Origin of the sequence: Proteus mirabilis ATCC 29906, from assembly GCF_000160755.1 — a bacterium.
GTDB lineage: Bacteria > Pseudomonadota > Gammaproteobacteria > Enterobacterales > Enterobacteriaceae > Proteus > Proteus mirabilis.
The window spans coordinates 67,979-78,791 of record NZ_GG668581.1 but is presented as its reverse complement, the minus strand read 5'-3'; the positions used below and the strand labels follow the sequence as shown (position 1 = coordinate 78,791).

The 10,813-nt window shown below is 40.5% G+C and carries 9 protein-coding genes; 3 read left to right on the top strand and 6 right to left on the bottom strand.

What is annotated here, in order from left to right; translation table 11 throughout:
* Nucleotides 1-168 precede the first annotated feature (168 nt).
* A complete protein-coding gene (rraB, locus tag HMPREF0693_RS14160) occupies nucleotides 169-600 on the top strand; it encodes a ribonuclease E inhibitor RraB (RefSeq protein ID WP_004246194.1) in 432 nt (143 codons plus the stop codon).
* 93 nt (nucleotides 601-693) lie between these two features.
* On the opposite strand, the gene HMPREF0693_RS14155 is transcribed toward rraB, so the two are convergent.
* From HMPREF0693_RS14155 to pepA, 6 genes are all read right to left on the bottom strand, one after another.
* Nucleotides 694-1,563, bottom strand: coding sequence for a pirin family protein (locus tag HMPREF0693_RS14155; protein WP_004246191.1), 870 nt, complete (start codon nucleotides 1,561-1,563; stop codon nucleotides 694-696).
* Nucleotides 1,564-1,871: 308 nt separating this feature from the next.
* On the bottom strand, nucleotides 1,872-2,039 hold the full coding sequence (locus HMPREF0693_RS18655; RefSeq protein ID WP_004246189.1) for a YhfL family protein: 168 nt from the start codon (nucleotides 2,037-2,039) through the stop codon (nucleotides 1,872-1,874).
* Nucleotides 2,040-2,453: 414 nt separating this feature from the next.
* Nucleotides 2,454-2,963 (bottom strand): GNAT family N-acetyltransferase, encoded by a 510-nt coding sequence (locus HMPREF0693_RS14145; RefSeq protein WP_004249583.1) that lies wholly within the window; start codon nucleotides 2,961-2,963, stop codon nucleotides 2,454-2,456.
* A gap of 399 nt (nucleotides 2,964-3,362) precedes the next feature.
* Nucleotides 3,363-6,251, bottom strand: coding sequence for a valine--tRNA ligase (locus tag HMPREF0693_RS14140; RefSeq protein ID WP_004246187.1), 2,889 nt, complete (start codon nucleotides 6,249-6,251; stop codon nucleotides 3,363-3,365).
* A 13-nt stretch (nucleotides 6,252-6,264) separates the two neighbouring features.
* The gene (locus tag HMPREF0693_RS14135) at nucleotides 6,265-6,714 is read right to left on the bottom strand and encodes a DNA polymerase III subunit chi (RefSeq protein ID WP_004246185.1); all 450 of its coding nucleotides are present in this window, start codon (nucleotides 6,712-6,714) and stop codon (nucleotides 6,265-6,267) included.
* Nucleotides 6,715-6,794: 80 nt separating this feature from the next.
* A complete protein-coding gene (gene pepA, locus HMPREF0693_RS14130; protein ID WP_004246183.1) occupies nucleotides 6,795-8,303 on the bottom strand; it encodes a leucyl aminopeptidase in 1,509 nt (502 codons plus the stop codon).
* Between the two features lie 286 nt (nucleotides 8,304-8,589).
* On the opposite strand from pepA, the gene lptF reads away from it, so the two are divergent.
* Both lptF and lptG read left to right on the top strand, forming a co-directional pair.
* Nucleotides 8,590-9,687, top strand: coding sequence for an LPS export ABC transporter permease LptF (lptF, locus tag HMPREF0693_RS14125; RefSeq protein WP_004249580.1), 1,098 nt, complete (start codon nucleotides 8,590-8,592; stop codon nucleotides 9,685-9,687).
* Entirely contained in the window at nucleotides 9,687-10,766 is a 1,080-nt protein-coding gene (gene lptG / locus HMPREF0693_RS14120) for an LPS export ABC transporter permease LptG (RefSeq protein ID WP_004246180.1), read from the top strand. Before lptF ends, lptG begins: the two co-directional genes overlap by 1 nt.
* The last annotated feature ends 47 nt before the right edge of the window (nucleotides 10,767-10,813 follow it).

Below are 10,813 nucleotides of genomic sequence, written 5' to 3'. Positions count from 1 at the left end.
GGCCGCCCGTCGAAGCAGGAACCCGCCGAGGTGATTCAGACATCAGTCTGAACGCAGTAGGGATCCACGTTCTGTAGGGCGTGGAGGATGTCAAATTAACTATGGAGTGTTTATTCCCCCTGTGGGAGAATAACCAAGATATCTTTCAGACTATTGCGGAGCGGAATTATGGCGGACAGCAAAGAGCTAGCAGAACAACGTGAAGAAACACGTCTTATTATTGAAGAATTACTCGAAGATGGCAGTGATCCCGATGCACTGTACGCAATTGAACACCACATTTCATGTGAAAATTTTGAAACGTTAGAAAAAGCGGCTGTTGAAGTTTTTAAATTAGGTTATGAAGTCACCGAGCCTGAAGAAATTGAAATTGAATCAGGTGAGATCTTAGTCTGCTTTGATGCGGTTAGTGAAAGTGGTCTAAATGCTGAACTGATTGATGCGCAAGTAGAACAGTTAATGAATTTAGCGGAAAAAATGGGTGTCTATTACGACGGCTGGGGAACTTATTTTGAAGATCCAGACGCTGAGTACGATGACGAAGATGGCGAAAATGAAGATGACGAAAGCGAGTCTGATAAGTCATCACGTCTGCACTAATTGGCGCTATATGTTGTCCCAATGTACCAGTCTTTAGGTGCAAAAAAGAACACCCGCCACAAATTCTTTTTGTGACGGGTATTTTTTAAATGGCTAATCCATCATACCAAACTTACCATTGTCATAGTCATCAAAAGCTTGTAATAACTCTTGTTGTGTATTCATGACAAAAGGCCCTTGTCCTACTACTGGCTCATTAATGGGCTCACCCGTTAATATTAATACGATAGCATCTCCCATGGATCCTAATGTTAGGGTATCACCGTGGGTATCTAATATTGCGATTTCATGTTGACGTACAATATCACTGTTATTGAGATGTATCGCACCTTTAACGACAAATAGCATCGCATTATGTCCCTCAGGGATAGCATAGTGTGAAGTACCCGCATGATTTAAGCGCACATCCCACAGGTTTAAAGGGGAATAGGTCATAGCAATACCAGATGTATTTGCATAGTCACCGGCAATGACTCGGACATAGCCCTGTGCATTAGGTAATTGCACATGAGGAATATCTTGCGCTTTTAGTGCTTGATAACGGGGTTGTGCCATTTTATACGCGCTTGGCAAATTAACCCACAGTTGTACGACTTCAAGCATACCTCCCTCTTTCGTCATTTTTTCAGAGTGATATTCTTTATGTAAAATACCTGAAGCGGCTGTCATCCACTGCACATCACCTTCAGCAATTGTACCGGCATGACCAGTAGAATCATGGTGAGATACTTCGCCTTGATAAGCTATAGTGACCGTTTCGAATCCACGGTGGGGATGAGTCCCAACACCACGCGCATTAGTAACAGGCTTAAATAATGTAGGTTCAGCATAATCCATTAATAAGAATGGGCTATATTGCTCTGCATTCTCTTTATAAGAGAATACTGTGCTCATAGAAAAGCCATTACCAACCCAATGTGGATTAGGTGCTGAATAAATTTGTTTTACCTGTCTCATTGTCATGATGTTTCTCCTGATTAAGGAAAGAAACCGCAATAACCCAGACACAGAAGGAGGTAATACAAGTTATCGCGATTTCTTAATGAGTATGATCATAAATTGTTCGCTCTATAAACAAAATAGGGGGAATTTGTTGATGGTATTCAAAAAAAATGAATGATCTTTTTAAGGTAAAAAAGTCAGAGATGATAAGTAGAAAAGCCTAACAGGAAAAATGATTTTAAAATTATTATTAATTATTTTCCAAAATAAAAACCACATTCTGCTTTATAAAAATAACTCAGAATGTAGTTTATTCATAAAACTATATATTATTTATTAGTATCGCCGCAACCGCCGATAATTTTAGAGATAGATACTGCTGGGTGTAATAAATAGTCGTAGTTACAATCTTTTTCTTTGTTGTAAACACTACCAGTACAACCAGTCATTACGGTAACAAAAGAAGCAATAAGTGCAATTTTGACAAAGTTTTTCATAAGAAATTCCTTTTTAATTTTAGAATGTTAAAAGCCACAGCATGACTTTCTGTGCATAAAGATATTAAATTATCTATAAATAGCAATATAAAAAAATAGGAATTTTAAAATAGAACAGAAACTAAAAAATATTTTATTTAAGATGTGAAATATGATTATCTAGAGTAAAATGAGAAATAAATTAAACTTGTGTTTTTTTATTAAATTTAAGATAAATATTTAATGTGAAATAGATTGCTAATAATTTAAATATAGATTAATCATTAAAAATAGCTGTAAAATATCGCTCTTTTATACCATTAAGATAAATTCATTTTATATTGATAAGTGCTATTGTGAGATAACAAAAAACCCGCATTAAATATGCGGGCGTTTATATCTATACAGCATGTAGATACATGGTTATAAGAAATATCAAAGTGATTTCAGCATACGAATTTCACAGTCGCTGTGGCCTGTATTACCTAATGCTTTATCAATAAACTCAAAGCCTAATTTTTCATATAGACCAATTGCTGCTTTTAAAATATCAGTAGTTTCTAAGTAGCAGCGACTAAAGCCTTGTTGCTTACCAAACTCAAGAGATTGCTGAACAATTTTTTTCGCAATTCCTTTTCCTCGTAACTTAGAAGAGAGATACATTTTCTGTAATTCACAAGTCTCCCCATCGCCACCTGCAAGAGGTGCGACACCACCACCACCAACAATTTCGCCATCCATTTCTACCACCCAGTAAGCGCTGCGAGGTTGATGATAAACTTCGAATAAGGTATCTAAAATCGGATCAGCTACTGCAAATCCTTTATCCGCTGTTAAGCCATGCTCGGCGGAAACTTCACGAATAACGCGTGCAATGCCGGCGTTATCTCTTTTTTCAATGGCTCTGATAATAATATTTTGTGTTGCATTAGGGTTTGCAGTCATAGTTGCACTCATCGTTTTACTTATTAGTAGAATATTTTTTGATAATGTATTGAGAGAGCACCGGAAAGGAACTTCTTCATTGAAAGTAGCACTGAGGGCCACTGAAAACATCTTAATTGATTAAATAGGATTGTAAACTGTTATGCCTGTTTATTTATATGATTAGGGTATTTGTTGGTAGAGATATATTTCAAATATCTATTTCATTAGAGCGAGAATAATAGAGAAAAGGCATTATATAGCACTATTTCACTGCAAAACGAGTCACAATATAGTGAAAAAATGTTTTATTTTTAGGTTTAGTGATAAACCTATATCTTAAGTAGTAACGATATTAGGTGTTAAAAATAAACTAAAACCCGCAATCAATGCGGGTTTTAGTATTAATGGTGCAATAACTTATAACGCAGCAATAGAGACTTTTTGGGCAATCAGCTTCTCTTTAGCATTTAAACAAGATGCTAAACGCTCACGCTCTTTGGCGACAACAGCCTCAGGTGCGCGATTAACAAAGCCTTCGTTTGATAATTTGCTGTCTAATGTAGTGATATCTTTCTCTACTTTTTCAAGCTCTTTATCTAAACGGGCAAGCTCTGCATCTTTATCAATAAAGCCGGCCATTGGGATCAACAGCTCTGCACCGCTCACCAGTTTAGTTACCGATAATGGTGCTTCTTCACCTTCCGCTAATGGGCGAACATCCGCTAAGCGACCCATTGCTTTTAAGAAACCAATGTTATCACTGACGCGACGTTTAGCCGTTTCATCCGCACCACGTAAAATAACATCCAGTGGTTTACCTGGCGCAATATTCATTTCTGCACGGATATTACGAACTGCGACGATAACCTCTTTGATCCATTCCAGATCGTTAAGTGCTTGCTCGTCGACTAGTGACGCATCAAATTCAGGGAAAGCTTGAAGCATGATGGTTTCGCCTTCAATGCCTTTCACCTCTTTAACGCGTTGCCAGATAGTTTCTGTAATAAATGGAATAATTGGATGAGCAAGACGTAACAGACCCTCTAATACTTCAATCAAGGTATGACGAGCAGCACGTTTTTGAGCATCATTACCTTTATGAACCGCCGGTTTTGATAACTCAAGATACCAGTCACAGAATTGGTTCCAAGTGAATTCGTATAAAATACCGGCAGCAATATCAAAGCGATAATTATCTAACGCTTCACGATAGGCTTTTATGGTGTTATTGAATTCAGCTAAGATCCAGCGATCAGCCAATGAGAATGTCATCTCACCACCTTGATAGCCACAGTCTTGATCTTCTGTATTCATCAGTACAAAACGACTGGCATTCCATAATTTGTTACAGAAATTACGGTAACCTGACAGACGTTTCATATCCCAGTTAATATCACGCCCTGTAGAAGCTAACGCCGCTAAAGTAAAGCGCAGAGCATCAGTACCATGTGCTTCAATACCTTCTGGGAACTCTTTTTTGGTGCGTTTAGCAATACGCTCAGCCATTTGTGGCTGCATCATATTACCAGTGCGTTTTTCTAACAGTTTATCTAATGTGATACCGTCAATCATATCTAAAGGATCAAGTACGTTACCTTTAGATTTTGACATTTTCTGACCTTCTTCATCACGGATAAGGCCTGTCATATAAACGGTTTTAAATGGAACCTGTGGTTTACCTTCATCATCTTTAATAAAGTGCATGGTCATCATGATCATGCGGGCAATCCAGAAGAAGATAATATCGAAACCGCTCACTAATACATTCGTTGGATGGAATGTTTTCAGTGCTTCGGTGTTTTCTGGCCAGCCTAAGGTTGAAAATGTCCACAGTGCAGAAGAGAACCACGTATCGAGTACGTCTTCATCTTGGCGTAATGCTACATCGGCAGCAATGTTATTTTCACGACGCACTTCTTCTTCGTCACGACCGACATAAACATGACCTTCGTTATCATACCAAGCCGGGATACGATGACCCCACCACAGTTGACGAGAAATACACCAATCTTGAATATCATTCATCCAAGAGAAGTACATGTTTTCGTACTGTTTAGGTACAAATTGAATATCGCCATTTTTAACCGCTTCTACCGCAGGTTTCGCTAAAGGTGCTGCACGGACATACCATTGGTCAGTTAATAAAGGTTCAATAACTACACCACCACGATCACCGTAAGGTACAGTTAAATCGTGAGGTTTGATCTCTTCTAATAATCCTAAACGTTCAAATTCAGCGACAATAGCTTTACGTGCTGCAAAACGTTCCATACCTTGGTAGGCTTCTGGGATCTCTGTGCTATATACATCAGATTCAACACCGTTAGTGTCTAATACTTCTGCGCTAACACGAATGTTGCCATCAAAATCCATGATATTAATCATTGGTAGTTGATGGCGACGACCTACTTCATAGTCATTAAAGTCATGGGCAGGGGTGATTTTTACACAACCGGTGCCTTTTTCCATATCCGCGTGTTCATCCGCTAAAATAGGAATACGACGGTTCATTAAAGGTAGAATAACCTCTTTACCAATCAGATCTTTATAACGTGGATCTTCTGGGTTAACCGCAACGCCAGTATCACCTAACAGTGTTTCAGGACGAGTCGTGGCAACAATCAGATAATCTTTACCCTCTGCCGTTTTAACGCCATCAGCTAATGGATAACGCAGATGCCACATTGAGCCTTTTACTTCGCGGTTTTCAACTTCGAGATCGGAAATGGCAGTGTGTAATTTAGGATCCCAGTTAACAAGACGTTTGCCACGATAGATAAGATCTTCTTTGTGTAAACGAACGAAGGCTTCTTTTACTGCTTTAGATAAACCTTCATCCATGGTAAAGCGTTCGCGATCCCAATCTACGGAGTTACCTAAACGGCGCATTTGGTTAGAGATATTACCGCCGGACTCTGCTTTCCACTCCCAAATTTTATCGATGAAAGCATCACGGCCATAATCATGGCGGTTTTTACCTTCTTCAGCAGCAATCTTACGCTCAACAACCATCTGTGTTGCGATACCTGCATGGTCAGTACCCGCTTGCCACAAGGTATTTTTACCCTGCATACGTTGATAGCGGATCATGGTGTCCATGATGGTTTGTTGGAAAGCATGACCCATGTGCAGGCTACCTGTCACATTAGGTGGTGGGATCACAATACAAAAGCTTTCTTTGGATGTATCACCATTGGCTTTAAAGTAGCCATTTTTTTCCCAATGTTGATACAGAGGTTGTTCAATCTCTGTCGGATTATAAGTTGTATCGAGCGATGGCTCTTTCGGTGCGGATTTATTTTCCATATTCTTTACGTATTCAATAGGTTGGCGGCGTAGCCATTGTCAAAGTAAAGCCGACGCTACGATAAATTTTATATCGTTCTCGCGCCAACTGTTTTAATTGTTCATCGATAGGTACGAAGTCTATCACTTCATGGAAAGCTGTGGCAAAGTCTGCAAATTGTGACTGCAAATTAATCAGGAGATCACGCGGGGCATTGCCCCGTTTGCCCGGCCAACATAATTCAACAGGTGCACCATAACGAGGCCCTTCACCTGCTAGGTTATGAGGCACAAATTGATGTGGCTCTCTTGCCCATAGTGCTTCATCCAACAATTCAGCTTGTGGCTGTGAATCACAGACGAGCAAAACCCGTTTGCCTAAACGCCAATGTTCTGCGGCAAGTTGACAAGCAAGCCACTCATGGGCTTGTAAATCTTGATGTATTGATGGATGTTCCATTAAATAAAACGTGGCGTTTTTCATGATATCCCGATAATAGAAGGGTATTGCATTGCAATACCCTTCTATGAGTCTGCTCTATTTACCTTAATAATTATGCGGTATTACTCGTCGCTATTCAAACCTGCGCGGTTTAATAAGAACTGCGACAGTAAAGATACTGGGCGACCCGTAGCACCTTTCGCTTTACCAGAGCGCCATGCCGTACCTGCGATATCTAAATGTGCCCAGTTATATTTGCTTGCAAAGCGCGCTAAGAAACAACCTGCGGTAATGGCTCCCCCTAAACGTCCACCCGTATTGGCAAGATCGGCAAAATTAGATTCAATTTGCTCATAGAACTCTTCGCCTAAAGGTAAGCGCCATGCGCGATCGCCCGCTTGCTCTGAAGCATTCATTAATTCATGGGCTAATGGGTTATGGTTAGACATTAATCCACTATAATGATGACCTAATGCCACCATACAAGCCCCTGTTAATGTGGCGATATCAATAACTAACTCAGGCTCAAAGCGCTCAACGTAGGTTAATGTATCACACAGCACTAAGCGACCTTCAGCATCCGTATTTAATACCTCAACAGTCTGGCCTGACATAGTAGTAAGAATATCACCAGGACGATAGGCTTTACCACCCGGCATATTTTCACAGCCAGCCAATACACCGATGACATTAATAGGTAGTTGTAACTCAGCAACGACGCGCATCACACCATATACTGTTGCTGCACCACACATGTCGTATTTCATTTCATCCATGCCATCAGCAGGTTTAATTGAAATACCACCAGAATCAAAGGTGAGCCCTTTACCAACCAATACAATTGGACGGGATTCAGGATCTTGATTACCTTTATATTCAATAATCGACATTAAAGATTCATTTTGTGAACCTTGACCGACCGCTAAATAGGCATTCATATTTAGCTCTTTCATCTGCTCTTCACCAATGACTCGGGTAGAGACATTCGCGGATGAGTCAGCGAGTTGGCGAGCTTGAGAGGCTAAGTATGCCGCATTACAGATATTAGGTGGCATATTAGCTAAATCTTTACAGGCTTTGATCCCTGATGCAATAGCTAAGCCGTGGGCAATAGCACGTTCGCCGCTTGGTAATTCACGTCGAGTAGGGACATTAAAGACCATTTTACGTAATGGACGACGTAATTCGGTTTTATTACTTTTCAGTTGATCAAAGGTATAGAGGCAGTCTTTTGCAGTCTCAACCGCTTGACGTACTTTCCAGTAATTATTACGGCCTTTAACATGTAGCTCAGTCAGAAAACAAACTGCTTCCATTGACCCTGTTTCATTGAGCGTGTTAATTGTTTTCTGAATAATTTGTTTGTACTGACGTTCATCCAATTCACGCTCTTTACCACAACCAATCAGCAAAACGCGCTCAGAGAGAACATTTGGCACATGGTGCAGCAGCAATGACTGGCCGACTTTACCTTCCAGTTCACCACGGCGTAATAAGGCGCTGATGTAACCATCGCTGATTTTATCAAGTTGCTCCGCTATCGGAGATAAACGACGAGGCTCAAACACCCCCACGATAATACAAGCGCTGCGTTGTTTCTCTGGGCTGCCGCTTTTTACATTAAACTCCATGCGTTCTCCTGAATATTAAAGACAAAAACGGAAAGTATCGTTTAGAATAGTGATCCGCATTAATCTACCCCATAGAAAGTTTACTTTTTATGTTAAGCTAAATGCATTAATTGAACACAACTAATTTAGCTAACTTATAAGCTTGTTCTGATTGGGAACCTGTTTATAGCATGTTTTGATATCATTTGGGCTGCAAGAATGTCTAACTGAGATGCACAAATGATAGATATACAACGAAGTTAGCGATTTTCCTGCAAAAAGACAAGTTTTCACAGGCATAACTAGCGTGATTATAATTCGATATTTAGCTCGGGAAACCCTTAAAAGTCAGATAGCCATCTTATTTATCTTGATGCTTATCTTCTTTAGCCAAAAGCTGGTTGAAATTTTAGGGGCTGCTGTAGAAGGTAATATTCCTACAAACCTTGTGGTTTCTCTGCTGTGGCTGGGGATCCCCGAGATGGCACAGCTTATTCTACCATTAAGCCTTTTTCTTGGTCTTCTGATGACTTACAGCAAACTTTATGTTGAAAGTGAGATAACCGTCATGAATGCCTGTGGAATAGGTAAAAAAGCATTAGTGCAAGCAGCACTATTGTTGTCATTACTTACTAGCGTCTTGGCGGCAGGGAATGTGGTGTGGTTGATACCATGGTCGTCTGTACATCAAGAGCAAGTGCTGGAAGATGCAAAAGCCAATCCAAGCTTAGCGGCATTAATGGAAGGGCAATTTAAAATGTCCAGTGACCGTAATATGGTGCTTTATCTCGGTAGCGTAAAGGGCAACCAATTCCAAGATGTTTTCTTGGCTCAATTGCGTCCAACACAAAACCAACGCCCATCTGTTGTGGTGGCGGATAAAGGGTATACCAAAGAGCTACCAAACGGTAACCAAGTCGTGGTACTTAGCGAGGGTACGCGGTATGAAGGTACGGCGGTACTACGCGATTTTCGTATTACTGATTTTACCGATTACCAAGCGGTGATAGGCCATCGAGAGTCTACTATTAGCCGTAATCGCGTCGAACAAAAAACCATGAATGAGTTGTGGCACTCAACAGAGCCTGAGTCTATCGCTGAATTTCATTGGCGTTTAACCTTAATTTTCTCTGTGGTGATCATGGCGTTAATGGTTGTGCCGTTAAGTGAAGTCAACCCACGTCAAGGGCGAGTATTAAGTATGTTGCCGGCGATGTTACTTTATTTGGTGTTTTTCCTATTACAAAGCTCCTTGCGTTCAAGCGGTGAAAAAGGAAAAGTTGACCCACTTATTGCTATGTGGACAGTGAATGGGATTTATTTTGCTTTAGCGCTGTTATTGAATGCGTGGGATACCTTACCAATGCGCAAACTACGTGCTCGCTTTAAGAAAGGAGTTGCCTGATGTTTGGTGTATTAGATAAATATATCGGGCGTACGATTTTGCAATCGATTTTGATGACGCTATTTTTACTGGTATCACTGTCTGGCATTATCAAATTCGTCGATCAGCTGCGCAAAGTAGGGCAAGGTGATTTTACGACCTTAGATGCGGGGATTTATGCGGTTTTAAATATCCTCAAAGATGTGCAAATCTTCTTTCCGATGGCGGCCTTATTAGGGGCTTTATTAGGGCTAGGGGCATTAGCGACACGTAGTGAGCTGGTGGTGATGCAGGCATCGGGTTTTACTCGTTTGCAAATTGCCGGCTCCGTGATGAAAACCGCGATCCCATTAGTACTGTTAACGGTATTAATTGGCGAGTGGGGGGCACCGCAAGGTGAACAATATGCACGTAATTACCGTGCAGAAAAGATCATGGGTAACTCTTTAGTGTCCACTAACCGTGGAATGTGGGCTAAAGATGGTAATCAATTTATCTATATTAACCGTATTAAAAGCCAAAATGAGATGCAAGGCATTACGCTGTATAATTTCGATAATAATCGAAAACTTGAAACTGTGCGTTATGCATCCAGTGCCACTTATGATCCAGATAAAAAAGTGTGGTTACTAAAACAAGTTGAGCAATCTGATCTTACTTCGCCACAAAAAATTACGGGTAAAAAACAGGTATCTTTAGAGTGGCAGACTCGCTTAACACCTGAAAAACTGAGTGTTGTGGCATTAGATCCAGATGCCTTATCCATAAGTGGCTTATATCAATATGTAAAATACCTCAAACAGAGTGGGCAAGAATCAGCCAACTATGAGCTGAACTTCTGGAAAAAAATCTTTGCGCCTATTTCTGTTGCGGTGATGATGCTAATGGCGCTGTCATTTATTTTTGGCCCATTACGTACTGTACCTATGGGGCTGCGTGTGGTAACAGGAATAGCCTTTGGTTTTCTGTTCTATATTGTGAATGAAGTTTCAGGCCGATTAAGTTTGGTATATGGCATTCCTGCCGTAGTGGCCGCCTTAGTTCCTGGTATGCTCTTTTTAGTATTAAGTTTATGGTTATTAATGAGGCGTAATCGCTAAGTAGTATTAACGATTAACAATGCTTAAAGAAAAAGCGCCTTCAACAA